At 71.3% G+C, this 25,774-nt stretch carries 22 protein-coding genes; 9 read left to right on the forward strand and 13 right to left on the reverse strand.

Annotated elements, in window-relative coordinates; translation table 11 throughout:
* Positions 1–9 precede the first annotated feature (9 nt).
* Both GA0070561_RS11185 and GA0070561_RS11190 read right to left on the reverse strand, forming a co-directional pair.
* Positions 10–1,182, reverse strand: a complete 1,173-nt coding sequence (locus GA0070561_RS11185; RefSeq protein WP_091399316.1) for a lactonase family protein — start codon at positions 1,180–1,182, stop codon at positions 10–12.
* A 178-nt stretch (positions 1,183–1,360) separates the two neighbouring features.
* Entirely contained in the window at positions 1,361–2,245 is an 885-nt protein-coding gene (locus GA0070561_RS11190) for a LysR family transcriptional regulator (protein WP_091399320.1), read from the reverse strand.
* An 82-nt stretch (positions 2,246–2,327) separates the two neighbouring features.
* On the opposite strand from GA0070561_RS11190, the gene GA0070561_RS11195 reads away from it, so the two are divergent.
* Together GA0070561_RS11195 and GA0070561_RS11200 are read left to right on the forward strand one after the other, a co-directional pair.
* Positions 2,328–3,596: an MFS transporter gene (locus GA0070561_RS11195; RefSeq protein ID WP_091399323.1), complete on the forward strand. Its 1,269-nt coding sequence runs from the start codon at positions 2,328–2,330 to the stop codon at positions 3,594–3,596.
* Between the two features lie 63 nt (positions 3,597–3,659).
* On the forward strand, positions 3,660–4,055 hold the full coding sequence (locus GA0070561_RS11200; protein WP_091399325.1) for a hypothetical protein: 396 nt from the start codon (positions 3,660–3,662) through the stop codon (positions 4,053–4,055).
* 3 nt (positions 4,056–4,058) lie between these two features.
* Here the strand turns inward: GA0070561_RS11200 and GA0070561_RS11205 are convergent, their stop codons facing one another.
* The gene (locus GA0070561_RS11205; protein WP_091400171.1) at positions 4,059–4,808 is read right to left on the reverse strand and encodes a VOC family protein; all 750 of its coding nucleotides are present in this window, start codon (positions 4,806–4,808) and stop codon (positions 4,059–4,061) included.
* Between the two features lie 166 nt (positions 4,809–4,974).
* Here GA0070561_RS11205 and GA0070561_RS11210 point away from each other — a divergent pair, with 166 nt between their 5' ends.
* The 4 genes from GA0070561_RS11210 to GA0070561_RS11225 are packed head-to-tail and all read left to right on the forward strand — an operon-like array spanning position 4,975 to position 8,229.
* A complete protein-coding gene (locus GA0070561_RS11210; protein WP_091399328.1) occupies positions 4,975–5,901 on the forward strand; it encodes a hypothetical protein in 927 nt (308 codons plus the stop codon).
* Entirely contained in the window at positions 5,898–6,350 is a 453-nt protein-coding gene (locus tag GA0070561_RS11215) for an ABA4-like family protein (RefSeq protein WP_091399330.1), read from the forward strand. Before GA0070561_RS11210 ends, GA0070561_RS11215 begins: the two co-directional genes overlap by 4 nt.
* Before the next feature lie 5 nt (positions 6,351–6,355).
* On the forward strand, positions 6,356–7,606 hold the full coding sequence (locus GA0070561_RS11220; RefSeq protein WP_091400172.1) for a sensor histidine kinase: 1,251 nt from the start codon (positions 6,356–6,358) through the stop codon (positions 7,604–7,606).
* Positions 7,603–8,229, forward strand: coding sequence for a response regulator transcription factor (locus GA0070561_RS11225; protein WP_091399333.1), 627 nt, complete (start codon positions 7,603–7,605; stop codon positions 8,227–8,229). The genes GA0070561_RS11220 and GA0070561_RS11225 overlap by 4 nt, the downstream gene beginning before the upstream one ends.
* 3 nt (positions 8,230–8,232) lie before the next feature.
* Here the strand turns inward: GA0070561_RS11225 and GA0070561_RS11230 are convergent, their stop codons facing one another.
* The gene (locus GA0070561_RS11230; protein ID WP_167362371.1) at positions 8,233–8,949 is read right to left on the reverse strand and encodes a YoaK family protein; all 717 of its coding nucleotides are present in this window, start codon (positions 8,947–8,949) and stop codon (positions 8,233–8,235) included.
* 70 nt (positions 8,950–9,019) lie between these two features.
* On the opposite strand from GA0070561_RS11230, the gene GA0070561_RS33025 reads away from it, so the two are divergent.
* Entirely contained in the window at positions 9,020–9,700 is a 681-nt protein-coding gene (locus GA0070561_RS33025; protein WP_167362372.1) for a GntR family transcriptional regulator, read from the forward strand.
* A 23-nt stretch (positions 9,701–9,723) separates the two neighbouring features.
* On the opposite strand, the gene GA0070561_RS11245 is transcribed toward GA0070561_RS33025, so the two are convergent.
* The 9 genes from GA0070561_RS11245 to GA0070561_RS11285 form a co-directional block, all read right to left on the reverse strand.
* Positions 9,724–11,514 (reverse strand): gamma-glutamyltransferase family protein, encoded by a 1,791-nt coding sequence (locus GA0070561_RS11245; protein ID WP_091399338.1) that lies wholly within the window; start codon positions 11,512–11,514, stop codon positions 9,724–9,726.
* Complete coding sequence (locus tag GA0070561_RS11250) at positions 11,511–12,512, reverse strand: ABC transporter ATP-binding protein (protein WP_091399342.1); 1,002 nt, start codon at positions 12,510–12,512, stop codon at positions 11,511–11,513. Before GA0070561_RS11250 ends, GA0070561_RS11245 begins: the two co-directional genes overlap by 4 nt.
* Entirely contained in the window at positions 12,509–13,525 is a 1,017-nt protein-coding gene (locus GA0070561_RS11255; RefSeq protein ID WP_091399346.1) for an ABC transporter ATP-binding protein, read from the reverse strand. Before GA0070561_RS11255 ends, GA0070561_RS11250 begins: the two co-directional genes overlap by 4 nt.
* Positions 13,522–14,409 (reverse strand): ABC transporter permease, encoded by an 888-nt coding sequence (locus tag GA0070561_RS11260; protein WP_091399349.1) that lies wholly within the window; start codon positions 14,407–14,409, stop codon positions 13,522–13,524. The genes GA0070561_RS11255 and GA0070561_RS11260 overlap by 4 nt, the downstream gene beginning before the upstream one ends.
* Positions 14,406–15,362, reverse strand: coding sequence for an ABC transporter permease (locus tag GA0070561_RS11265; protein WP_091399352.1), 957 nt, complete (start codon positions 15,360–15,362; stop codon positions 14,406–14,408). Before GA0070561_RS11265 ends, GA0070561_RS11260 begins: the two co-directional genes overlap by 4 nt.
* Before the next feature lie 6 nt (positions 15,363–15,368).
* Positions 15,369–17,045: an ABC transporter substrate-binding protein gene (locus GA0070561_RS11270; protein WP_091399354.1), complete on the reverse strand. Its 1,677-nt coding sequence runs from the start codon at positions 17,043–17,045 to the stop codon at positions 15,369–15,371.
* A gap of 117 nt (positions 17,046–17,162) precedes the next feature.
* A complete protein-coding gene (locus GA0070561_RS11275; protein ID WP_208603734.1) occupies positions 17,163–18,350 on the reverse strand; it encodes an MFS transporter in 1,188 nt (395 codons plus the stop codon).
* A 203-nt stretch (positions 18,351–18,553) separates the two neighbouring features.
* On the reverse strand, positions 18,554–22,582 hold the full coding sequence (locus GA0070561_RS11280; RefSeq protein ID WP_091399357.1) for a discoidin domain-containing protein: 4,029 nt from the start codon (positions 22,580–22,582) through the stop codon (positions 18,554–18,556).
* Positions 22,583–22,749: 167 nt separating this feature from the next.
* On the reverse strand, positions 22,750–23,316 hold the full coding sequence (locus GA0070561_RS11285) for a TetR/AcrR family transcriptional regulator (RefSeq protein WP_244166155.1): 567 nt from the start codon (positions 23,314–23,316) through the stop codon (positions 22,750–22,752).
* Positions 23,317–23,428: 112 nt separating this feature from the next.
* Between GA0070561_RS11285 and GA0070561_RS11290 the strand changes: the two genes are divergently transcribed.
* Positions 23,429–24,829: an MFS transporter gene (locus GA0070561_RS11290; protein WP_091399359.1), complete on the forward strand. Its 1,401-nt coding sequence runs from the start codon at positions 23,429–23,431 to the stop codon at positions 24,827–24,829.
* 300 nt (positions 24,830–25,129) lie between these two features.
* Positions 25,130–25,762 carry an MBL fold metallo-hydrolase gene (locus GA0070561_RS11295; RefSeq protein WP_091399363.1) on the forward strand — a complete coding sequence of 211 codons (633 nt, stop codon included), beginning with the start codon at positions 25,130–25,132 and terminating at the stop codon, positions 25,760–25,762.
* Positions 25,763–25,774 lie beyond the last annotated feature (12 nt).

Raw genomic sequence — 25,774 nt, forward strand, 5'->3', positions numbered from 1 at the left:
GTGGTGCGCTCAGGAGGCGGCGATGCCCTCCATGCCGAGGCCGTCGGCGAACTTCGGCAGACCCTCCACTGTGGTGACGAGATTCAGGGACCCGTCCTCGTGCACCTTGTAGCCCTGCACGTTGCCGGCGGTGGCGTTCTGCACGTACAGGAAGCCGTCACTGGCGGTCATGTCGATCGACCCGCCGTTGGTGTCGGCGGCGACGTTCTTGACGAGTTCGAGCTTGCCGTCGTCGTCGACCCGGTAGGAACTGATGGTGGAGCTGCCGGCGTTGGCGGCGAAGAAGTAGTCGCCGACGCGCTGGATCCAGCACGTCGCCTGCTGACCGTTGGGCACCGACGGGCCGACCTGGTCGAGCGCGCCGTCGTCCTCCAGCTCGAACCGGCTGACTGCGTTCGCACCCGACTCGGTGACCAGCAGCGAGTCATCGGTGTCGAAGGTGAAGCCGAACGGGGTGTTCCCCGCGTCGCTGATGACGGGGTTGCGGGACAGCTTGCCGTTGCGACCGATCTCGTAGCTGAACATGACGTTGGCAGCCTTGGTCGACACCAGGACGAACTCGCTGTCCGGGTCGATCTTGACCTGGGCCGGGGCGGTCCCGAACGCCGGCGGGTTGCCGTTGTGCAGCCCGAGCGACCGGTTGGCGTCCTCGATGCGCGACAGGCGCCCCTTGTGCAGCTCGAAGCCCTGCACCGAGCCCTCGCCGCCGGCGTTGAGGACGTAGACGAGGTCGCCACGGGCCGCGACGCTGACCGGCAGCAGGCCGCCGGACCAGATGACCTGGAGTTTGTGCAGCTTGGTGCCCTCGACGCGGAAGACCGTCACGGTGTTGCTGCCGGCGTTCACCGCGAACAGCAGTCCGCGGTGGTACGTCAGGGAGCCCTGCGAGGCCAGCGCGTCGAGCGGCGCGCCAATGGTGAAGCCGCCCAGCCCGCCGGTCTCGTACTCGCCCGCCTTGGTGAGACGGCCGTCTTCGTCGCGGTCGTACACCTTGATGGTGTTGCCCTCGGCCTTGTTGGTCTGGACGAAGACCGCGCCCTCGTCGCCGTGGTGGTGATCACCCCCCTTGCGGTCGTCGTGGTACCCGGGGCCACCGCCATCGGCGAAGGCGGCCCCGGGGATCGATCCGATGCTGGTCAGACCTGCCAGGAGGGCTGCCGCGAGCGCGACACTGCGCTTCATCACTGACTCCTTGTGCACAGGAAGGGAGGAATACGAGTTTTCCTCTCCTTCGAAAGCTATCGGAGCAGGTAGGCGCGTTCGACTCACTTACCCTAAAGCGGTAATTTCGTGCCGTTCCGTGGAATGAGCAGACGGACGGGCACAGGTGGGATAGACGGCGAAGCGGACCCTCGGCCCGTCAGGGCAGGAACTCGGCGGTCAGGCTGATCAGCGCACGGGCGGCGGCCCCGACCGGGCGGTCCACCGGGGTGGCGAGGGACGCCGTCCAGGTCAGGTCGACGCCGGCGACGCTCAGCAGGCGCACCCCGTGGTCGTCGGCGACGGCGAAGCGGGGCAACAGCGCGATGCCGAGCCCGTGCCGCACGTGTTCGGCGCCGGTGGCGATGTCGGGGATCTCGATCGTGACGCGCCGGGACAGGCCGGCGGCAGCGAACGCCCGGTCGGTCACGGCCCGGTTGCCGTAGCCGACCGGGGAGTCGATGAAGTCCAACCCGGCAATGTCGGCGAGGGTGACCGCCTCGCTGGTCGCCAGCGGGTGGTCGTCCGGGACGACGAGGTCGAGGACCGAGCTGGCCAGCTCGGTGAGGTGGATCTCCGCCGGAGGCGTGCCGGGCAGCGAGACGAACGCGAGGTCGAGCCGGCGTTCCGCGAGGGCGTCGATGAGCCCCTGGGAGCCGTGCGGGGCGACGCTGGTGTGCAGCAGCACCCCGGGGTGCCGGCGGTGGAACTCGCCGAGCAGGGCCGGCAGGTGCAGGAGTCTGGTCGAGGTCATCGTGCCGATACGCAGGGTGCCACGCAGGCCGCCGTGCACCTCGGCGACCGCGTCGCGGGCGGCGCGGGCCGCGTCGAGGGCGATCCGGGCGCGCGGCAGCAGCGCGGCACCGGCGTCGGTGAGGCGTACGCGCTTGGAGTTGCGGTCCAGCAGTGACGCGCCCAGTTCGCGTTCGAGGGTCTTGACCGCAGCGGAGACGGCGGACTGGACGACGTGCAGGCGGGCGGCGGCGCGGGTGAAGTTCTGTTCCTCGGCCACGGCGACGAAGTACTCAAGTTGGCGGAGCTCCACACCACCAAGTATCACCGATCGCGATCGTCGCGAACATCAACTTTCGTTGGACCTGATGCTTGGGTGGGGCAACAGTGGGGTCATGTCCTTGTCGACCCTGACACCCCGCCCCACCACCTCCGACCGAAGCGACGGCTCGTCGCGCCGGCACGGCCGTGGCTTCTGGGCGATCGCCCTGGCATTCCTGACCGCGATGGCGTTCTGCACCGTGCCTGCCCCGCTCTACCCGCTCTACATGGCGCGGGACGGTTTCTCCACGTTCATGGGCACTATCGTGTTCGCGGTCTACGCGGTGGGCGTGGTGATCAGCCTGCTGCTCGCCGGTCACGTCTCGGACTGGGTCGGTCGCAAGAAGATCCTCATTCCGGCGTTGGCGTTGGAGCTGGTGGCCGCCGCCCTGTTCCTGGGTGACCCGTCCCTGCCGGTGCTGCTGGTCGCCCGGCTGGTGAGCGGGCTGGGTATCGGCCTGATCACCGCGACCGCCACCGCGTACCTCCAGGAGTTGCACGCCGCACACCGGCCCGGCTCGTCCCGTCAGCGCTTCGAGATGGTCTCCACCGCCGCCAACATCGGCGGGCTGGGCGTCGGCGCGTTGGTCGCGGGCGTCCTCGCCCAGTACGTCGACGCGCCGCTGCGTACGCCGTACCTGGTGTTCGCCGTCCTGCTGGCGGTGAGCATCGTGGCGGTCGCCCTGTCCCCGGAAACCGTCGAGGAGCGGCTGGTCAAGCCCACCTACCGGCCGCAGCGGATCAGCGCCGACCACGGGGACCGCGCCGGCTACCTGGCCGCGGCAGCCGCCGGGTTCGCCTCGTTCGCCGTGTTCGGCCTGTTCACCTCGGTCGCCCCGGGTTTCGTCGCGGGTGCCCTGCACCTCCCGTCGCGGGCCCTGGCCGGCACGATCGTGTTCGCCGTGTTCGGCGGTGCGGCCGTGGCGCAGACCCTCACCAGCCGGCTGGCCGCCCCGGCGAAGGTGCGCCTGGGGCTGCTCGCCCAGGCCGTCGGCGTGCCCGTCCTGCTGGTGGGGATGCACACCGCCAGCCTCTCGGTGTTCCTGGTCGGCGGGGTGGTCGCCGGCATCGGCGCCGGCGTGCTCTTCAAGGCCGCCGTCGGCGCCGTCGCGGCGATGGCCGCACCCGCCCAGCGCGGCGAGGCCCTGGCCGGGCTGTTCCTCATCGGCTACCTCGGGATGATCCTGCCGTCCGTCGGCATCGGCGTCGCCACCCAGGCCGTCACCGCCGGCACGGCGATGAACTGGTTCACCGGTTTGCTACTGGTCATGCTCGCCGGCGTGGCAGCGCTGTTCCGCCACAGCGCCGCGACCCGCCGGACTCCCGCACCGTTCACCGCCTGACGGCGGTGGCGTCGCTGCCCCCGGTGATGGCGTCTCAGCACCACGCAATGGGATGCTCGGCGGGTGAACCGCCGACACGCCGTCTGGCTCGGTCTGGCGATCGGGCTGCTCGCCGGCTGTTCCGAGCCGCCATACCCGCTACCTGACCGGAACGCGGCTGACGTCCAGGCCGAGGAGGAACGTCTCGCGACGCTCCTTCCCGGCACGTTGCTGAGCGGACCAGGCACCTGCGACGTGCGGCTGCTGGGGCGGGACGGTTCGTCATCGTTCGCCTGGGCGCACTGCGAGGCAGCACCGGGGCCCGGAGTCCCCTTCGGCATGTCGATACCGGTGCGGGTGGACGGCGAGCGCGTCACCCAGCCCGGCGATGGGAGCGACTACTCAGCGAGCGTGCGTCGCATGTTCCCCGAGCGGCTGGCGGAAGCTGTCCTCGAGGACGACCGCAGGCTGCGTCCCTGACGGTCAACGCTGGTCGGGCCACCAGGGTTTGAGGATGGCCGGGTCGGCGACGTACTGCTCCACCTGCGTCCGCTGCTCCAGGGTCAGCGACAGCGCCTGGAGTCGGGCGCCCCACTCGGGCACCTGATCGGCCTTGTCCAACGCGGTGGCCAGCTCGATCAGGCCGGCCAGCGCCATCGCCTGCTCGATTACCGGGGCGTCCTCGGCGCGACGGCGCATCCCCGAGTCGAGCGCCCGATAGGCCGCCCGGTCGTCCATCTTGAACTCGCGCAGGATCCGCGCGTTGTCGAGCACCCGGGCCAGCCCGTCAAGCTCCTCCGACCCGCCGTACTCCACGTCCTTCGGCTCGTCCCGCTGGATGAAGGTGATGGTGTTGCCCGACGGGTCGACGATGCTGAACCGCGACGCCCCGGCGCGGTAGCGGGTCATCCGAGGAAGGCCCTTGACGAGCACCTTGCCGTAGCTGCGGCGCATCGCCTCGGTGAACACCGCGTGGTACGACGCCACCGCGTCCACCATCACCAGGCAGCCGCCGGATTGCTCCTTCGCCGGGTCCAGGTCTTTGGGCGCCGGGCCGTAGTGCAGCTGGAACCCACTCCAGGTGAACGCCAGGTACACATAGGGCTTGAGTTGCTCAAAAACCACCTCGAACCCGAGGGCCCGCCAGAACGCCAGGGTCTCCTCCGGGGCCGCGCAGTGCAGCAGCGGCATTGTGGTCTCGTTCGGTTGGACACGGTCCGCATTGGTCGTCATGGTCGATCCCCGTCCCGTCGGCAGGCCGGCCATTGTGCCAGCACTCCCGAGCGGCTTCGACGGGTTTCGTCTCCTACCCAGGGAGGAGGCGGGCTCCGACCAGCGGCCGCAACCGGGGCTCGGGGTCGGACGCGATCGGCGGACGCGGCCACGAACATCTACAGGCATGACTACCGTTGTGCGCCGGGCGGCGCGTTGGAACCGCCCGCTGATGTTCCTGGTATCCGTGATGGCGGTGCTGGCCGTCGTCGCCGTGGTCGGCATCCTCGTCGACCCGCGCGTCCTCACCGGGGCGCCGATCTGGCTCAAGCCGTTCAAGTTCGCGGTGTCGTTCGTGCTCTACGGCGCGACGCTCGCCTGGATGCTCTCCCTGCTGCCGCGACGCAGCCGGGCCGTCGAGAGGGCGGTCGTCGTCATCGTCGCGGTGGCGGTCGTCGAGAACGCGTTGATCGTCGGTCAGGTGATTCGCGGGCAGACCAGTCACTTCAACGACACCACCCCCCTGAACACCGCGCTGTTCGCGACGATGGGCGCGGCGATCATGGTGCTGTTCTTCGCGCACCTCGTCATCGGGATCGTGGTCCTGATCCAGCGGATCCCCGATCGGGTCGCCGCGACAGCCGTCGGCTGGGGGCTCGGGCTTTCTTTGCTGGGCATGCTCGCGGCGGTGCCGATGGCGCTGCCGATGCAGGACCCGGGGATCGAGGGGGTCAGTGGTGCGCACAGCGTCGGCGTGCCCGACGGTGGGCCGGGGTTGCCGCTGGTCGGCTGGAGCACCACCGGCGGTGACCTGCGGATTGGGCACTTCGTGGGGCTGCACGCCCTCCAGGCGCTGCCGATCCTGGCGATCCTGCTGAGCCGGTTCGCGACGCGGTTGGACGAGCGCACCCGGGCCCGGCTGCTGGTCGTCGCGGGCGGCGCGTACGGCGTCCTCACCGTGCTGTTGACCTGGCAGGCCCTGCGCGAACAGCCGCTGCTGCGGCCGGACGCCGTCACGCTCGCCGCTGTCGCGGCCCTGGTGGTCGCGACGGCGACCGCTACCGGCCTGGTTTTGGCCCGCCGACGTCGTCCGGAACTGGCGCTGGCCGCGTGACCGCCACGCTGTTCTCCCTGACGTTCGCGGTGGCCGCGCCGTTCTGGGCGCTGATGATCCTGCTGCCGCGCTGGTCGTGGACCGCCCGGATCATCGCCTCGCCGCTGATCGTGCTGCCGGTCGTGGTGATCTACGCGCTGCTGGTGCTCCCGGCGTTCGGCGACGTGCTGCCGGCCGTGGCGTCGCCGACCCTGGCCGGGGTGCGCGACCTGCTCGGCACCTCCGACGGGGCCGCGGCGGGTTGGGCGCACATGATCGCGTTCGATCTGTTCGTCGGGCGGTGGGCGTGGTTGGACAGCCGCGATCGGGGGGTGCCGGCGCTGGTGATGGCTCCGGTGCTGCTGCTGACCATCCTGCTCGGACCGCTCGGCCTGGCCGCGTACCTCGCGGTCCGGACCCGGTGGCGGCGGCCGGCGGCCGCCGCCACCGGCCCGCAGCACCTAGGCTGACCACCGTGAGCTGGCCGGGGCGACTGTTCGACATGCGGGACACGCTCGTGCGGATGGTGCTGCTCGATCTCAGCGGATTGTGCTACCTGCTCTTCGTTCCGCACTCCACCAGCACGCCCACGACGACACAGTGGATCCTCGCGGTCTTCGCGTTCACGGTGGCGCTGGCGGCGCACCGTCGGCCGGTGGTCAACCTGGTGGCGCAGGCCGCCCTGCTGACGGTCGCGATCAGCCTGGTCGACGACTTCACCATCAACCAGGTCGGCGCGAGTTGGGCCCTGCTCGAGATCACCATGCGGGCGCGCCGCCCCCGGACCATCTGGCTGTCCACCGCGCTGCTGGTAGTGGTCGACCTGACCGACTCGGTGGGCGACCCGGCCGGCAGGGTCATCTCCGGCGTCGTCGGCCTGGCCCTGGAGGTCGGTGTGCCGGTGCTGCTCGGCCTCGTCATCCGCACCAACCGGGAGCTGAGTCGGCAGGCCGTGGAGCGGGCGGTGGCCGAGCAACGCCAGCACGCGTCGGAGAGTCGTGCTGCCCGCGCCGACGAACGCAGCGCCATCGCCCGCGAGCTGCACGACGTCGTCGCGCACCATGTGGCGTCGATGGTCCTGCGGGTCGGCGTGGCCCGGCACGTGCTCACCGACCTGGACCCACGGGTGGGCGAGGTCTTCGACGACGTGCACGGCACCGGCACCGCGGCCCTCGCGGAGCTGCGCCGGCTGGTCGCGGTGCTGCGCGACCCCGACGGGGTACGCGGCGACGCGGCGCTGACTGCGATCGAACCGTCCGCGCTGCCGGCGGCGATCGGCGCGTCCATCGACCGGGCCCGGCAGGCGGGTGTCACGGTGGAGGCCGATCTCGACCCGGCGATCGGTTCACTCGACGCGGTGCGCGGCATGGCGGTGCTGCGACTGACCCAGGAGGCGCTGACCAACGTGGCCAAACACGCGGGAACGTCCGCGCTCGCGCATCTCGTGGTCGCTGTCCGGGACGGCGCCGTGCACTGGGAAGTCACCGACAACGGGCGCGGCGGGATGCCGGCGGGCGTGCCGGCCGGTGGCGGGCACGGCATCACCGGGATGCGCGAGCGTGTCGAGGTCCTCGGCGGCCGACTGGAGGCGGGCCCGACCGACACCGGGTGGCGGGTGCGCACCGTCCTTCCGGCCGTGGCCGCCGCGTCCGCCGACGCACCGGTCGGGTCGGTGCCCCGCGAGCGGGAGGCCCCGGCCGGGTCGCCCGCGCCGGAGCCGGCGTGATCCGGGTGCTGCTGGTCGACGACCAGCACCTCATCCGGGCCGGGCTGCGCATGCTCTGCGACGCCCAACCCGACATCGAGGTCGTCGGGGAGGCCGACAGCGGCCGTGAGGCGATCCCGCTGGCCGGGCGACTCCTTCCCGACGTCGTCGTCATGGACCTGCGGATGCCCGGTGTCGACGGGATCACCGCGACCAGCCGGATCCTCGCCGAACGCCCCGCCACCCGCGTCCTGGTGCTGACCACGTTCGGCGACGACGACCACCTCTACCCCGCGCTGACCGCCGGGGCGTGCGGTTTCCTGCTCAAGGACGCGCCCCCGACCGAGCTGCTGGACGGCATCCGCCGGGCCGCCGTCGGCGACAGCCCGTTCAGCCCGGAGGTGCTGCGTCGCCTCGTGCAGCGCGCGGTGCACGCCCGCCCCGGGTCACCACCGGCCCTGCCGGGCCTGACCGCCCGGGAACGGGACGTGCTCAACCTGGTCGCCGAGGGCCTGTCCAACACCGAGATCGCCGACCATCTCCACATCGGTGTCACCACGGTCAAGACCCACATCACCAGCCTGATGACCAAGACCGACAGCCCCAACCGGGTACGGCTGGCCCTGTTCGCGCGCGGTGTCTGACGCTCAGGCCCGCATCCGCGCGGACACGGCGATGACGAGCACCAGCGGCACGATCAGCAGGGCCGGGGCGACGACCGGCAGGTGCAGGGCGACGAGGGCGCCGACCGCCGCGCCGACCATGAGGGCCAGCAGCACCTGAGCCTTGGGACGCAGGCTGGCCCACGGGCTGCGCGCGGCGACCCCGGCGATCAGGCTGGTGAGGGTGCCGGTCAGGTACGTGGAGGACAGGCCGGACACGCCGAAGCGTTGGATCGCACTGCTCTGCACGCCCAGCGCGACAGCGGACAACATCAGCAGCGCCAGGTGGACACCCGCGTCGGGGGTGTGCAGGGTGACCTCCCAGACGACGGCGAACACCACGAACACCGACAGCTCCAGGACCAGCGCCCAGGTGACCCGTCGGGGCCAGACCGGATCGTCGGGCTGTGCCGAGCCGACGACGCGGGCGCCCGCGAGGACACCGACGATGAAGCTGACGATGGCGCAGCCCGACGTCAGAGCCAGGTCGGCCTCGCCCCGGCCGGCCGAGAGCCCGAGCAGGACCATGTTGCCGGTCATCACGCTGGCGAAGGCGCCGCCGAGGGCGAGGAAACCGAGAGCGTCGGCGCTGCCGGTGAGGAAGGTGAGGACGACGACGAGCGCCTGCCGTCGTCGCAGCAGGCGCTCGTCTCGGCGCGGGGCGACGTGGGGGTGGGTGACGCGGGGCGCTGTGCTCGACACTGTCGGCCACCTTCCAGTAATTGTTCTTCGTATACACTTTGTCCGGACACGTTCACGGAGAGGCGACCAGGTGGCTGAAGACCTACGGGACAAGCTCGGCGCGCAACACCTGCCGCTACGCGATCAGGTCCTCGCCGCGCTGCGGACCGCCATCATCGACGGCGACTACCTGCCCGGGGAACGGCTGACCGAGGACCGGCTCGCCGAGGACTTCGGCGTATCCCGCAACCCCGTCCGGGAGGCACTGCGCGTCGCCGAGGCGGAGGGGTTCGTCGTGATCCTCCCCCGCCGGGGAGCGGTCGTCGCCTCACCGAGCAGCGGGACCATCACCGACATGTTCGCCGTGCGCGAGCGCCTCGAGGCGCTGGCCGCCCGGCTGGCCGCCGAGCGGGCCACAGCGGCCGACGTGGCGTCCCTGCGTGCCCTGCTCGACCAGGGCCGCGAGGCGACGCAGCGCCACGACCTCGCCCGGGTCGCCGAACTGAACAGCACGCTGCACCTGCGCATCCTCCAGATCAGCGGAAACCCCTGGCTGTCGTCGATCGCCAAGTCGCTCTACCTCCATGTCCAGTGGGTCTTCCGGCTCGGTGCGGCCGAACGCGCGCCACATTCGTGGGCCGAGCACATCCAACTCGTCGACGCCATCGAGTCGGGCGACGGTGACCGCGCCGAGCGGGCCGCGCTCGACCACCTCGACGCGGCATCCGCCGCGGCGTACGAGAACGCCGAAGGCGGCTACGGCGCCCGCTGACGGGCGCGCGGCCAGGGTGCCCGCTACCGGCCGCACGCGTAGCCCTGCATCCCCCGGGGATTCGCACCGGCCGCCAGCACTCCCGTCGCCGGGTCACGGGTCACCGCGCAGAGCCGACCGAGGCTCCACCCGTCGGTCACCCGCACCTCGTGCCCGTACGCCCGCAGCGCCGCCAGCACACCCTCGTCGAACCGGTCCTCCACCACCAGGACACCGGGCTCCATGTCGCGGGGATAGAACGACCCCGGCAGGCTGACCGTGTGCCACGCCGGCGCGTCGATGGCCTCCTGAAGGCTCTGCCCACCGACGAGGTGCCGCAGCAGGAACGGCAACTGCCACTGGTCCTGCTGGTCGCCACCGGGGGTGCCGCAGGCCAGCACCGGCTCGCCGTCGCGGTGCACCATCGTCGGGCTCAACGTCGTACGCGGGCGGCGGCCCGGCGCCAGCGACGAGGCGAGCCCTTCCTCCAGCCAGAACATCTGCAACCTGCTGCCCAGCGGAAAGCCCAGCTCCGGAATCGTCGGGGAACTCTGCAACCAGCCGCCGCTGGGCGTCGCGGAGATCATGTTTCCCCAGCGGTCGACCACGTCCACGTGACAGGTGTCGCCCCGGGTCACCCCGTCCGCCTGCACCGTCGGCTCCCCCGTCGTCGGGTCTGTCGGGTCGGCATGCCGCGCGGCACCGGGTCGGACGTGGGCCGGCAGGTGCGGCTGCGCCCCGTCGGGACAGCCCGGCCGCAACTCCGCCGACGCGCGATCGCCGATCAGGGCGGCCCGCTCCCGCGCGTACTGCGGCGAGAGCAGCGCCTTGGCGGGCACGTCGGCTCCGTCGCCGTACCAGGCCTCCCGGTCGGCGAAGGCGAGCTTGAGCGCCTCGACCTGGGCGTGCACACCCGCCGCGGTCGCCGGGTCGTACGCGCCCGGGTCGTCGAGCGCGTCCAGTGTGGCCAGGGACTCCAGCAGCACCGGGCCCTGACCCCAGAAACCGGTCTTCGCCACCGAGTAGCCGTGCCAGTCGAGGGTGGCGGGCGGCTCCCAGCTCGCCGAGTACGCGGCCAGGTCGTCGCCGGTGACCAGCCCGGCGTGCGGACGGCCACTGGAGTCCTGGAACGGTCGCCGGCTGAACGCGTCGATGGCCTCGGCGACGAAACCCGTGCTCCAGGCCCGACGCGCCGCCTCGATCTGGGCCTCCCGGTCGGCGCCGGCCGCCTGTCCCGCCTCGACGAGCCGGCGCAGGGTGTCCGCGTACGCCGGGTTGGTGACCAACTCCCCCGCGGCGGGCGGCCGGCCGCCGCGCAGCCAGAGTGCGGCGGAGGTGGGCCAGTGTTCCTCGAACAACGACCGGACGGCTGCCACTGTGTCACCGACCCGGCCCACCAGCGGGTGCCCGGCGCCGGCGTAGCCGATCGCCGGCTCCAGCACCTCGGCGAGGGTGAGCGTGCCGTGCTCGCGCAGCAGCAGGAGCCAGGCGTCCACCGCGCCGGGTACGGCCGCCGCGAGCGGCCCGGCACCCGGGATGAGGTCCATCCCGAGGGACCGGAAGTGCGCGATGGTGGCGCCGGCCGGCGCCGGCCCCTGCCCGCACAGCACCTTCGGTCGGGGGTCCCGTGCGGTGGCCACGATGGCCGGCACCTCACCGCCCGGCCCGTTCAGGTGCGGCTCGACGACGTGCAGGACGAAACCGGCGGTGACCGCGGCGTCGAAGGCGTTGCCCCCGCGTTCCAGGATGCCCATCGCCGACTGGCTGGCGAGCCAGTGGGTGGAGGACACCATGCCGAAGGTGCCCTGCAACGTGGGCCGGGTGGTGAACGTCATGACAACACCTCACTGGGATCTGCGGTACGAACGTCGGGACCGGTGCCGTCCGGCCGGACCAGGTGGCACGCGGCCATGCCGTCGCCGATGGCGGTCTGCGCCGGCACCTCCGTCGCGCACCGGTCGAAGGCGAGCGGGCACCGGGTCCGGAACCGGCAGCCGGACGGCGGGTCGAGCGCGGACGGCAGGTCGTCGCCGAGCAGCACCGGCTGACGGTGGCGCTGACGCACCGGGTCGGCCACCGGCGCGGCGGACAGCAGCGCCTGCGTGTACGGGTGTGCGGGTCGGGCGAAGATCCGCTCGCGGCTGCCGGTCTCGACGAGTTGACCCAGGTACATGACCGCGATGTCGTCAGCCAGGTACTCGACAGCGGAGAGGTCGTGGGTGATGAAGAGGCAGGCGAACCCGATGTCGCGTTGCAGGTCGGCGAGGAGGTTGAGCACCGACGCCTGCACTGACACGTCGAGCGCGCTGGTGGGTTCGTCCGCGATGAGCAGCATGGGCTCGGAGATCAGGGCCCGCGCGATGCTGACCCGTTGACGTTGCCCGCCGGACAGCTCGTGGGGATAGCGACGGGCCACCTCGGCGCGCAGGCCCACCCGTTCGAGCTGGGGGGCGACACGGGCGTCCCGGTCACGCCGGGAGATCCGCTTGCCGGCCAGCCGCAACGGCTCGGCCACGATCTCGCCCACCAGCATGCGTGGGTCCAGTGACGCGGCCGGGTCCTGGAAGACGATCGACACCGCGCCGCGATGGGGGCGCAGCCGCCGTCGGGACAGGTGGGTGACGTCCGTGCCCGCGATCCGCACCGTTCCCGCCGTCGGTTCGACGAGCCGCACCACGCAACGGCCCACTGTGGACTTCCCGGAACCGCTCTCCCCCACCAGGGCTGTGACCCGGCCCCGCGGGATGGTCAGGGACACCCCGTCCACGGCGCGCACCGGGCCGAAGTGCATCACCAGGTCCGCGATCTCCAGGGCGTTCGGGTGCGGCGTCATCGGTTCGCCTCCTGAGCTGCCGTCGGTGCGGTGATGCAGGGGTGCCAGCAGGCCGCGACATGGTCGGTGCCACCGACATCCTCCAACGGCGGGGCGGCCGCCCGGCACTGCTCGTCGGCGGCCGGGCACCGATCCGCGAAGGTACAGGCGTCGGGTTGGCTGGCCAGGACGGGCACCAACCCGGGGATCTCGGTCAACCGGTCGGTCCCGGCGTGCCGGCCCGGCTGCGGTGACGCCGACAGGAGCCCGGCCGTGTACCGGTGCCGTGGGTGGGCGAACAGGTCGTCCACCGGCGCCCGTTCCACCACCCGGCCCGCGTACATGACGACGACGCGGTCCGCGATGTCGGCGATCACGCCGAGGTCGTGGGTGATGATGAGGACGCTCGTGCCGAGCCGGTCGCGCAGGTCCCGCAGCACCTGGAGGATGCCGGCCTGGACGGTGACGTCCAGCGCGGTGGTCGGCTCGTCGGCCACCAGCACCTTCGGGCCGCAGGCGACCGCCATCGCGATCATCACGCGCTGGCGCATGCCGCCGGAGAGTTGGTGCGGATAGTTGTCGACCCGCTGGGCGGCGGACGGGATCCCGACGAGCGTCAACAGCTCGACGGCACGGGCCCGCGCCGCCCGTCGGGACATCCGTTCGTGGACCTGAAGCACCTCCCCGATCTGTCGCCCGACGGTGAGCACCGGGTTCAACGACGTCATCGGCTCTTGGAAGATGTACGCGATCTCCCGGCCACGGACCCGACGCAGGGCCGACTCGCGGGCCCCGACCAATTGCGTGCCGTCCAGGCGCACCGACCCGGTGACCCGGGCGCTGCTCGGGAGCAGCCCGGCGAGGCTCATCGCGGTGACGCTCTTTCCGCACCCCGACTCGCCCACCATCCCGACGATCTCCCCGGCGGCGAGGTCCAGGCTGACCCCGTCGACCGCCGAGACGGTGCCGGTCTCGGTCGGGAACGACACCGACAGGTCGCGGATCTCCAGCACGGGCGCGGAGGCGGTGGTCATCGCCGGTCTCCCTTCGGGTCGAGGGCGTCGCGCAGGGCGTCACCGAAGACGTTGAACGCCAGCGCCAGACCCATGATCACCACGCCGGGGAAGACGGCGGCCCAGGGGGCGCGGGCGGCGAACTGCTGGGCGGTGGCCAGCATGGTGCCGAGACTGGGTGCCGGGGGCTGGATGCCGAGGCCGAGGAAGGACAGCACCGCCTCGCCGAGGATCGCGGCCGGGATGGCGACAGTGGCCTGCACCAGGATCACCGAGGTCGCGTTCGGCAGGATGTGCCGGGCCAGCACCCACAGGTCGCTCGCGCCGTCCACGACGGCCGCCGCGACGAAGTCCAGCGACTTGAGGCGCAGCGTGTCCGAGCGGACGACCCTGATCACCCCGGGGATCTGGGCGATGCCGATGGCCACCGCGGCGTTGCCGAGGCTGGCGCCCCGGATGGCCGCCAACCCCACCGCCATGATCAGAAACGGAAACGCCAGCAGCAGGTCGGTGAAGCGCGAGATCACCGCGTCCCAGGCCCGGAAGTAGCCGGCCGCCAGCCCGAGCGGCACCCCGATGACCAGCGACGTGGCCACCGCCAGGAGCCCCACCTGCAACGACGCCCGGGCGCCGAGCATGATGCGGGAGAGGACGTCCCGGCCGAGGTCGTCGGTGCCCAGCAGGTGCCCGGCGGTGCCGGGAGGTGCGAACGTACGGGCGAAGTCGGTCTGGTCGACCGAGTAGGGCGCGAGCCAGGGCGAGAGCAGCGCGATGACACCCGCCAGCGCGAGCACGACGAAGCTCACCACGGCGAGCGGGTTGCGCCGCAGCCGCCGCAGCACCCGGGTACGCCGGGTGATGCTGGCGGTGCCGGTCTCCGCCATCGGTACGGTGAGGACGGTCATGCCGGATCTCCCGTCACCCGGATGCGTGGATCGATGACCGAGTAGAGCAGGTCCACGAAGAAGTTGATCACGATGTAGGCCGCGGCGGTGAGCAGGACGACGGCCTGGATCACCGGGTAGTCCCGTTGGAACACCGCGTCGATGGTCATCTTGCCGAAGCCCGGCAGCCCGAAGATCTGTTCGGTGACGACCGCGCCCGAGATCAGCCCGCCGAGTTGGAGACCCACCACGGTCACCACCACGATGAGGCTGTTCCGCAGGGCGTGCCGGGTGATGACGGCGCGCGGCCGCAGGCCCTTCGCCTTCGCCGTGCGCACATAGTCGGAGGAGAGCGAGTCCAACATCGCCGACCGGGTCTGCCGCATGATGATCGCGGCGAGGCCGGTGCCGAGGATCACCGCCGGCAGGACGATGTGGTGCAGGTTGTCCACGGGGTCCTCCAGGATCGGCACGAAGCCGGAGGCGGGGAAGAGCCCGGTCGCCACGGACAGGTAGAGGATCGCCAGCAGCCCCAGCCAGAAGTGCGGCACCGACAGGCCGATCAGGGCCAGACCGTTGGCGAGCCACTCCGCCGGACGTCCACGACGGACCGCCGCGAGCACCCCGGCGCCGACGCCGAGCGCCGCCGCGATGAGGATCGCCAGGACGGACAACTCGACGGTCACCGGCAGGGCGGTCGTGAGCATCGACGAGACCGGCGTACCGGTGCGGATCGACACCCCGAAGTCGCCCTGTGCCATGCGCTCCACGTACTGGGCGAACTGCACCGGCAGCGGCTGGTCCAGCCCGTAGTGGCGACGGATGGCCTCCAGGGCCTCCGGCGACCGGTCCTCCCCGGCCAGGGCGAGCGCCGGGTCGCCGGGGAGCGCCCGTACGCCGACGAAGACCACGATCGTCGACAACAGCAGGGTCAGCGCCGACTGCCAGGCGCGGGTGAGCAGATATCGGGCCACGACGGCCTACTTGCCGAAGCCGGCGAAGGCCGCCCGGATCACGCCGTCCGGGTAGACCTGGAGGCCCTGGATCTGCTTGCTGACGGCGGTCAGGTTGCGCTGCCGGTAGAGGTAGATCAGGGCGTCGTCCTGCTGGAGCAGTGTGACCGCCTGCCCGTACAGCTTCCTGCGCTCCTCGACGTCGCCGGCCTGTCGGGCCTGGGTCAGCAGGGTGTCGAGCTGCGGGTTGCTGTAGCCGGCGACGTTCTGGCTCGCGCCGGTACCGACGAAGTTCGTGATGTTGGCGTCCGGGTCGATCCGGCCGCTCCACCCCAGTTGCAGCAGCTCGAAGTTGCCACGGTCCTGCTCGTCGAGGAGCGACGAGTACTCCACCGGGTTGATCTTCAGGTCGAATCCGCCGTCCTTGACCATGGACTGCAACGCCTGCGCGAGACGCAGCGTGTCGGGGGTGTTCGAGGCGAGCATCGTGACCGTGTACGGCGTCTGCACGCCGGCCTCGGCCAGCAACTGCTTGGCCTTGGCGGGGTCGTGCGCCGGGCAGGTCTGCGCCTCCGGCGACGAGAACGTGCTCGCTGGCGAGATCGGGGAGCAGGCGGCGGCGTGCAGACCGTTGAAGACCGCGTCGACCAGGGACTTGCGGTCGATGGCGTGCTCGAAGGCCTGCCGCACCTTGGCGTTCTGGGCGAGGGGGCGGTTGATGGGCTTGGGGGCGGTGCCGACGCCGTCGACGTTGCCGACGTTGATGGTCAGACCCTGGTAGCCGAGGGACTGCGACTGGAGGACGGAGACCGCCGCGTCCTGCCGGAGCGAGGCGACGTCCTGGGTGGAGATTGAGTCGGCGACCTGCGCGTCGCCGGAGCGCAGGTTGGCGGCGCGGATGCTGGCGTCGGTGAGGATCCGCCACGAGATGGTGTCCAGGTGCACCTTGCTCGCGTCGTAGTAGTTCGGGTCCCGCACCACCTCGATGGAGTTCTGCGGCACCCGCTTCGCGAACTTGAAGGGGCCGACGCAGACCGGCGCCGAGGCGAAGTCGTCGCCCAGGGTCCGCAGCGCCTGCGCACTCATGATCATGCCGGCCCGGTCGGCCAGGGCCCCGAGCAACGGTGCGAACGGCTGCTTCAGTCGCAGGACGACTGTCTGCGCGTCCGGGGTGTCGACGCCGTCGATGGGGCCGAGTTCGCTCTTGCGCGCCGATCGGGCGTTGGTGAGGTGGCGTTGCAGGGTGGCCTTCACCGCGGCCGAGTCGAACGCCGTGCCGTCCGCGAAGCGCACGCCGGGCCGCAGCGGAATGGTCACCGTCCGGCCGTCGCCGCTCGTGGTGGGCAGTGCCGTCGCGAGCTGCGGTACGACCTGCGCCTGCTCGTTCACGTCGTAGAGCTTCTGGCACATGGCCTGGAAGACGTAGCGGGAGTAGAGGCTTCTCGACAGCGTCGGGTCCAGCGCGTCGGGCTCGGCGGAGAGGGCGATGACCAGCTTGCCGCCCTGCTTCACGGCGGCGGGGTCGGCGGGCGTACCGAAGGAATCCTGGCCCGCCGACTGGTCGCCGCCGGACGGGTCGCCGCCTTCGTTGTTCGACACCGGTGAGCAGGCGACGACAGTGCAGACGACGGCGGCCGCCGCCACCGCGACCCGGAGCACCCGGCGGCGGGGCAGGTTCGTTTCGCGGACGGAGAGGTTCGTCATGGAGAGCTCCTCAAGTGGGCGATTCGGGGAGCGTATGTTGTATACGATGACCGCCGCAAGACCTCCGTAAATGGCTCGTCAGGCACCCCGGGCGCCCTGAACAGGCCCGGCCGGCGATCAGCTCGCGGGCCGAGTCCGGGCGCCCCGGACCAGGCTGAGCAGGACGACCAGCGCGAGCACCGCCACCACCGCGCTGAAGACCTCGCCGGCCGGGCGCAGACCGATCGTCTGGATCAGCAGACCGACCCCGACCGCTGGCACACCGAGCATGGCGAACAGGATGGCGAAGAAGGTCGACACCGCCTCGGCCCGGTGCTGCGGTTCGGTCTTCATCGTGATCGTCGCGATGCCGTCGCCGACCGCCACCCCGGACGCGACGCCGATGATCGCCGCGCTGATGAGCAGCGTCGCCAGCAACGCCATCCACATGCTGAACGCGAGCAGGCCCGCCCCGACGACCAGGCCGGCGCAGGCGCTGGCCAGCGCGGCGCGCGAGGACAGCACGCGGGTCAGCAGCTGCCCGAACGCCGCGCCGGCGAACGCCACGAAGACCACCAGCGCGGCCAGGGTGTGTGAGGTCTCGTGCAGGACCATGCCGAGGAACAGCCCGCTCACCGACGTGAGCACCCCGAGAGCGGCGAAGCCCGCGCCGGCGGTGATCGCCGAACGGATGAAGGCGCCGCGGATGGTCGCCGGCACGTGCAACCGCTGCACCCGCACTGTCACCGGCGAACGTTCCCGGACCGTCTCCGGCACACCGCGCAGCGCGATGATCGCGATCACCGCCAGGACCAGCACGATCACCCAGGGCAGCCGGAGCGGTTCGGGTGCCACGTCCGACACGATCCCGGACAGCAGGGTGCCGGTGGCCAGGCCGCCCAGGTTCGCGAAGATCGACACGGTGGCGGCACGCTTCGGGTGCCGCGGGTCGATCAGCTCTGCCAAGGCCGCGGTCGCCGTGCCGATGATCAGTGCGGCGGACAGCCCGGCGAGGATCCGACCCACGATGATCATCGCCAGGTCCACGGCGGCGAGGAACACGGCGTCGGCGGCGACCGAGAGCAGCAGCGCGATGAGGATGACCGGGCGTCGGCCGATCTGGTCGGAGAGCCGACCGAAGACCAGCAGTCCGACCACGACTCCCAGCGCGTACAGCGCGTAGACCACTGTCACGGTCAACGACGAGAAGCCGAACTCCAGCTCGTAGAGCGGGTAGAGCGGCGTCGGCACTGTGGTGCCCACGAGCGTGATCCAGAACGCGAACGCGACCCGTACCGCCCCGGACGTGGAACCGGACCGTGTCACACGTACAGCATGAATCTCGGTCTCGGGCCGAGGTGCGGTAACGAGCCTAAACGCCCGCATCGGGTGGCAGCGCACGGCGTGCTGGCCGGCCATGTCGATCTGCCGAGAAGCGGTATACCTCAGAGGCATATTTATACCTCTGAGGTATACCGCTCAATACCGCATCCGCCCCGACGAAGGTGACCGCCGGTGACCGACCGAACCTAGGAGTTGTACGCCTGCGCGGTCACCGTGACCTGGCGGGCGAGACCCGACCGGGCCGGCCAGGAGATCCGCACCTCGCGGCTCTCCCCCGGCAGGAGCCAGAAGTAGTTGTCGTCGTAGCGGGCCGGCAGGACCCGCTTGCCGCGCTGGTCGCGTACGGCGAGCCGCACCAAGGCGGCGACCGTACGGCCCTGGTTGCGGACCGTCGTGGTGACGGTGTTGCGCCCGTCCACCACGCGGACGGTGCTCGACGACGTCGACAGTCGGGTGCTCGGCACGTCGTTGAGCGCCCGCAACTGCTCGGCCTTGTCGTAGCGCCAGTAGGTGTTCTCCGCGAGCAGCCGGTCCCGGCTGTCCCGCAACTCCAGTCGCACCAGGTGCAGCCCGCCGCCGTCCGGCGCGGCGAGCGGGAAGACCGCCGTGGTGGCCGAGCGGGCCACGTCCACCCGCTGACGCTGGGGTGAGCCCAGCGACCGGCCGCCCAGGTCGTAGCGTCGGGCGCTCACGGTGACCCCGCTGAGCGGGGCGGCGGTGTGGTTGACCACCCGGACCTGCCAGGTGCCCGGGTCGGCCTGGACGTGCACCGGCTCGCACCCCTTGCGGGCGCCGTAGTAGGCGCCGTTCACGTCGAGGTCGTAGTCGTAGGTCTGCCATACCGTGCTGTGCCACGCCGGGTGCGACATCCACAGCAGCAGACCGGTGGCGTCCTGCCACAGGTTGGCGTTCCACGCCTCGAACATGGCGCGGTGGCTCTCGTAGTTGACGAACTGCGCCCGGGTGGCGAACTCGTCGAGCGAGTCGGACTCACCGAGCCGCGCGTCGATCGCCGCCTGGTACGTGCCGACACGCTGGTTACCGATGGTCGACCAGTCGTGGTAGTTCCACACCTCACCGATCGGCCACTCCGGCGCGTCACCGACGAGGTTGCGCATGCTCTCCACCACCGACACCACCGGCATGCCGATCTCGGTGTGAAAACCGAACGCGCCCGTGTCGTAGGTGTTCCTGTTGTTGTACGTCGCCGGCTCCACCCAGTGGTACGGGCCGTGGCCGCTGACGATGCCGCCGGCCGAGTTGGGGATGTAGAGGATCTCCGGGTGCTCGGTTGCCGCGGCCTGCTTGAGCCCGGCGTCAACGATCGGCGGCGGGTCACCCTCGTTCGCGCCACACCACACCACGATGCTCGGGTGGTGGCGGAACCGCCGGATCGTGTCGGCGGCGATGTCGACGTAGCCGGGCGGGTTCGGCAGGAACGCCCCCGCCTGCCAGAAGTCGTTCCACACCAGGATGCCCTGCTCGTCGCAGGCCTGGTACAGCTCCTCGCGGTTGCTGCTGCCGAGCCAGTTGCGGATCATCGTGAAGTTCATGTCGCGGTGCATCTCGACGGTGTCGGCCAGCCGGTCGGGCAGCACCCGACGCAACAGCTCGTCCCAGCCCCAGTTGCCGCCCCGGGCGAACACCGGCACACCGTTCACGCTGATCTTGAGTTGGGTGACGGCGTTGCTGACCGACTTCACGTCGGTCCACCGCTGCCCGTCGTCCGAGACCTGGATGACGAAGTCGCGGGCGTACGCCTGCTCCCAGACGATGGTGACCTGATCGAAGTTGACCGGAGCGCCGAGGTCGACCTGGATCCACTGGTTGTCCTCGAACTTCGACGACCACCGGGTGCGGGGGTTGCCGTCGACGGCCCGGTCCGGGCCGTTGGAGTCGCTGTCGGACGACGACGCGGTGGCGGTCCGGCGCAGGGCCAGGTCGACGTCCGGCTCGGCCTGCCGCTGCACCGAGAGCGCCCACATGGACACGCCCCACGACGTCACCCGCGCACCGGTCTGGATGCGCAGGTGCTGTGCGGTCTGGCTGGCGAACGCCTCGACCTGGGTGGCGCGGCTGCCCAGCGGGGTGTCGTTGCTGACCGACGTCACGTCGTTCCAGGCGTCCCCGTCGGCGGAGACCTGGACGCGGTAGTCCAGCGCGTACGCCTGCTCCCACACGATGGTGACCCGGTCGAAGTCGACAGCCGCGCCGAGGTCGACCTGGATCCACTGGTTGTCCTCGGCCTGCGAGGCCCAGCGGGTCGCCGCGTCGCCGTCGACGGCCTTGCCGGGACCGTTGCCGTCGTTCTCCGAGGACGACGCGGTGGCGTCGCGGCGCAGGGCGAGATCCGGGCCGGTGCCGTCGGCCACCGACAGCGAGAACATCGAGATGCCCCAGCCGGTGGCGCGCTGGCCGGCCTGGATGCGCACGTGCCGGGCGTGCTGCCGGTCGAACGTGACCGTCTGGGTCGCCGCGCCGTCGACGAAGTCCAGCGCCGGCTTGCCGGGCGGCGAGATGACGATCGGCTGGTGCCAGTCGTAGGCGAACTCGCGGACACCGAAGCGGAGCGCACGCCGGTCGCTGACCGAGCGCTTCACGGTGGCGGTGAGCGTGAGGTCGTACAGGTGGGGGTCGCCGTAGCCGTTGGGCCACCAGAGCCGGGGGTTGCGCAGCCGCAGCGCGCGGAAGCGCTCCGGCGTGAAGGTGACGGTGGTGCTCCCGCCGGCGGGGACGGTCACTGTGGACTCGACGCGTACCTTGTCGAACTCGGCGCGGACGGTGACCGTGGTGGCGCTGGTCGCCGCGTTGCGGACCGGCACCCGGATGGTGACCTCGGCGGTGTCGGTGCCGGGCAGGTCGGGCAGCGTGGTCTGCACGTGCGGGTCGCCGATGACCACGGCGCCGGTGCTGCGCAGGCGGACGTGGTCCCAGAGGCCGGTGACCCGGTCGCGCACGGCCGGCATCCAGTCCCACCCGGACACCGCCAGGTAGGTCGGCGCGTCAAGGTAGTGGTGGGCCGACTGGAGGAAGGTACGACCGTCGGGGCCCTTGTCGCCGGGCGTGCCCGGGTGCGGCATCGGCGTGACCCGGACGGCGAGGACGTGCTCGCCACGGTGACCGGCCAACGCGTCGGTGATGTCGAAGGCAGCCCGCGCGAACGGGTGCTTGACGCTGCCGACCTGCACGCCGTTGACCCAGGCGGTCGCCTCGTGGTTGATCCCGTCGAACTCCAGCCAGATCCGTCGGCCGGCCGAGGTGTCCAGGTCGCGCGGCAGCCGCAGCGCGCGCCGGTACCACCACGTGTGCCGGGACAGCGCCTCCGGGATGCGCATGTTGTTGAAGCCGGCCACCGGGTCGGGCAGGTGCCCCTGTTCGACCAGGGTGCCCAGCACGGTGCCGGGCACCGTCGCCGGCAGCCAGGAGCGGACGTCGACGCCGGCGCGGGAGAGTTCGGCGCCGTCGGCGGTGCCGGCGAAGTCGTCCATCGTCAACGACCAGCCCGACTCCAGCGGCACCGTGCCGTCGGCGGCGACCCGCAGCTCGGGGGCCGGGCCGGTGTTGCCGCCCTCCCAACTGGTCCAGCCCTCGGCCTTCGGCCGGCCGGCCAGCGGTACGCCGTAGACCTGGAAGCCGTTGAGGCCCACCGGGTTGCTGTTCGAGCGCTTCGTGGCGGTCATCCGGATCCAGCGGGCGGTGACCGGCTCGGGCAGCTTGATGGTCTGCGCGCCGCCCCGGCCCTCGCTGGTCTCGTACACCGACCGCCAGGCACGGCCGTCGGTGGAGACCTCGATCCGGTACGCCGTCGCGGCGCTGGAGAGGATCTCGTCGCCGTCGGTGTCGGTGTAGTTGCCGTCGAACGGCCCGTCGGTGAGCGTGGCCTCGAAGACCAGGGAGACAGCCTCGATCCGGCACAGCGCCTGGAGGTCCACCGAAATCCACTGTGGGTCGCCGTTGGCGGCGCGCCAGCCACTCCCCCGGACGCCGACCTGCGGCAGGCCGTCCACGGCGAAGGTCGCCGGCGTCGGCGCGTAGTCGGTCGAGGAGACCGTCACCGGGCGGTACCGGGCCAGGTCGGTGGGGGTGGCGGTCGACGCCGGTACGGCGGCGGACGCGAGGGCGTCCGGGAGGGCCGCGGTCACCCCGACCGATGCCAGCAGCGTCGCGCCGGCGGAGAGGAAGGTACGCCGGGAAATCGGCGATGGCTCGGACATCTTGCCTCCAGACATGACAACGTTGTCAGATGGCGGGGGTCTGTGACAACGTTGTCAGATGGTGGCCCGATGTTTCCCGAGAGTCAAGGGTCCGAGTCCATCGTGATTCCCCGAACACGTTCCGCAGCTGTTCCACTTCGGACATCGACCCGCGGGCAGGCCTGAGGTCACTCCGGCTGCGTGCTCAGCCCGTCCAGGGCGACCGTGAGCACGTGATCGCGCTGGTCGGCGCGGGGGAAGTGCCCGGAGGCGATGGCGCTGGTCAGGCGCATGACGTCGTCGATGGTCACGTCGGCGCGCACCTCGCGCGCCCGCTGGGCCCGCTCCAGCAGTGGCCCACCGGCGGCGTAGAGCGCCCGCCGACACTCCAGGTAGGCGGTGGACTCCCGGTTCAGGCCGGCGGCCAGCGGTTGCTTCGCCCCGATGTACTCCACGAAGCGCCGCAGCCATGCGTACAGGCCGTCGCGTGGGGCGAGACTCTCAGCCTCTCCGGCGGTCGCGCACACCGCCTCGACCTCGGTGACGTAGACGTTCTCGATCAGCACCTCCCGGGTCGGGAAGTTGCGGTAGAGCGTCGCGATGCCCACCCCGGCCCGGCGGGCGATCTCCTCCAGCGGAGCTTCCGCGCCCTGCTCGGCGAAGGCGACCCGGGCAGCCGCCAGGATCGCGTCGTAGTTGCGGGCGGCATCGGCCCGGTGCGGGCGGGCCACGCGCAGGTGGGTGAGGGCCGTCACGATGCCGATGTCTCCCAGCGCTAGCAACCGGAGGCCGGCTATCACTAGAGTGATAGCACGCCTCCACTTATTCGGAGGTCTCCTATCAGTCTAGTCCGAAAGTAGGCGGACCATGTCTCCGACTCCCGCTTCCCGTCGCGGGATCGCCTTGGCGCTCATCCTCGGCTCGCAGCTCATGATGACGCTGGACACCTCGATCATCACGACCGCGTTGCCGCACGTGCAACGGCAGTTCGGCTTCTCCCAGTCCGGGCTCTCCTGGGTGCAGAACGCCTACGTCCTCGCGTTCGGCGGCCTGCTCCTGCTCGGCGCACGAGCCGGTGACCTGCTCGGCCGCCGCCGCGTCTTCCTCGCCGGGATCACAGTGTTCACTGCGGCGTCCCTCGCCGCCGGCCTCGCCCAGGGCGGCAGCTGGCTGATCACCGCCCGCGTCGTGCAGGGTCTCGCCGCCGCGCTCGCGGTGCCCTCCACGCTCGCGCTGCTGGTCGCCGACCACCCCCAACCGGGGGCCCGAGCCAGGGTGATCGCCCTCTACAGCGCGGTCATCGGCGCTGGCGGCAGCGTCGGCATCGTCATCGGCGGCGTCTTCACCGACCTGCTCTCCTGGCGCTGGGGAATGCTCGTCAACGTTCCGATCGGCATCGCCATCGCGCTGCTCGCACCACGGTTCCTGGTCGAGACCGAACGCCGTGCCGGCACGTTCGACCTCGGCGGGGCGCTCACCTCCACCGTCGGCATGACCGCCCTGGTGTACGGCTTCATCCAGGCCGCAGCGGCCGGCTGGGGCGCACCGACCACCGTGGTCGCGTTGGGCCTCGGCACCGGCCTCCTGACCGCCTTCGTGCTGATCGAGCACCGGGCACCGCAGCCCATCACCCCACTGCGACTCTTCCGCAGCCTGGAGCGCTCCGGCGCGTACGCCGGGCGGATCCTCATCGTCGGCGCGACCTTCTCCACCTTCTACTTCCTCAGCCAGTACCTCCAGGAGGTGCTGCACCTCAGTGCCCTACAGACCGGCTTCGCGTACGTGCCCATCACCGGCATGTTCTTCGCCATGGTGTACGCCATCCGGCCCCTGCAGAACCGGCTCGGCCGTCCCATCCTGCTGGTGGCGTCCCTCGTCCTCGCGCTCGCCGGCATGGCGTGGCTGTCGCGCATCTCGACCGGCTCCAGCTACTTCCCGGACGTGCTGCTGCCCCTACTGGTGATCGGAATCGGCCAGGGCATCGCCATCATCCTGATGACCCAGGGCGGTGTCGCCGGTGTCGAACCGCAGGACGCCGGCGCCGCGTCCGGCCTCGTCAACGTCGCCCACCAACTCGGCGGCTCACTCGGCATCGCGATCCTCACCATCGCGTACACCCGGGCCAGCTCCGCCACCGACCCGACGGCGGGCTTCCACGCGGCCTTCACCGGCGCGGACGTCTTCTTCCTTGTCGCCCTTGCCCTGGCCGTCGTCATGGCCGTCGCGGGCCGCCGCGCCAACCGGCTCGCCGCCCTTCCGGTCACCTGACCGCCCGCGCGGGCGGCGAGGCTGCGAGAGTGCCGGACTGCGGGTACGCGGCCGTGGACTGCGGGACCTTGGTGGTGACTCCGCGGCTCCACGGCTCCACGGCTCCGCGGCTCCACGGCTCCGCGGCTCCGGGGCTCCGGGGCTCCGGGGCTCCGGGGCCTCGCGGCCCGGGTCCTCCCGGCGCAGGGCGGCAGGCTTGACGGGTTGCCTTTGGAGCTGATGTCCCAAACGAATCAGGCCGCCCGACAGAGCCTGATCGAGCAGGCCCCCGCCTTCGACCGTCCCTGCCATAGTGGGCGCATGCGGTTGATCAAGTATGGCCACGCCTGTGTGCGCCTCGAGGCGGACGACCGGGTGCTGGTAATCGACCCGGGGACGTTCTCGGAGGCCGAGGCGCTCGACGGGGTCGACGAGGTGCTGGTGACGCACGAGCACCCCGACCACCTCGACATCGCCAAGCTCGTGGCGGCGAGTCAGCGCAACTCCGCGTTCCGGGTGTACCTACCGTCGGCAGCGATCGAGTCGGCCCCCGAACTGGGCAGCGCAGCGGTCGCCGTCGACGCGGGGCAGCGGTTCACGGCGGCCGGGTTCGCCGTCGACGTCGTGGGCGGGGAACACGCCGAGATCTACGACGGTCTGCCCGGCTGCGCCAACGTCGGTTTCGTCGTCGACGGCACGGTCTACCACCCGGGCGACTCGCTGTTTGTCCCGCCGTCGCCGGTGGCGACGCTGCTCGTGCCGGCTGCCGCACCCTGGCTCAAGCTCAGCGAGGCGTTGGACTTCGTGCGGGCGGTGCGGCCGAAGCGGGCGTTCCCGATCCACGATGCCACGCTCAACGAGCTCGGCCAGGAGTACTTCGACGGCTGGTTGGACCTCAAGGGCGGCACTGAATACGCGCGCATCCCGGTCGGGGAGTCGGTGACAATCCGCTAAGCCGTTACCGAC

This window comes from Micromonospora saelicesensis (assembly GCF_900091575.1).
GTDB classification, from domain to species: Bacteria; Actinomycetota; Actinomycetes; order Mycobacteriales; family Micromonosporaceae; genus Micromonospora; species Micromonospora saelicesensis.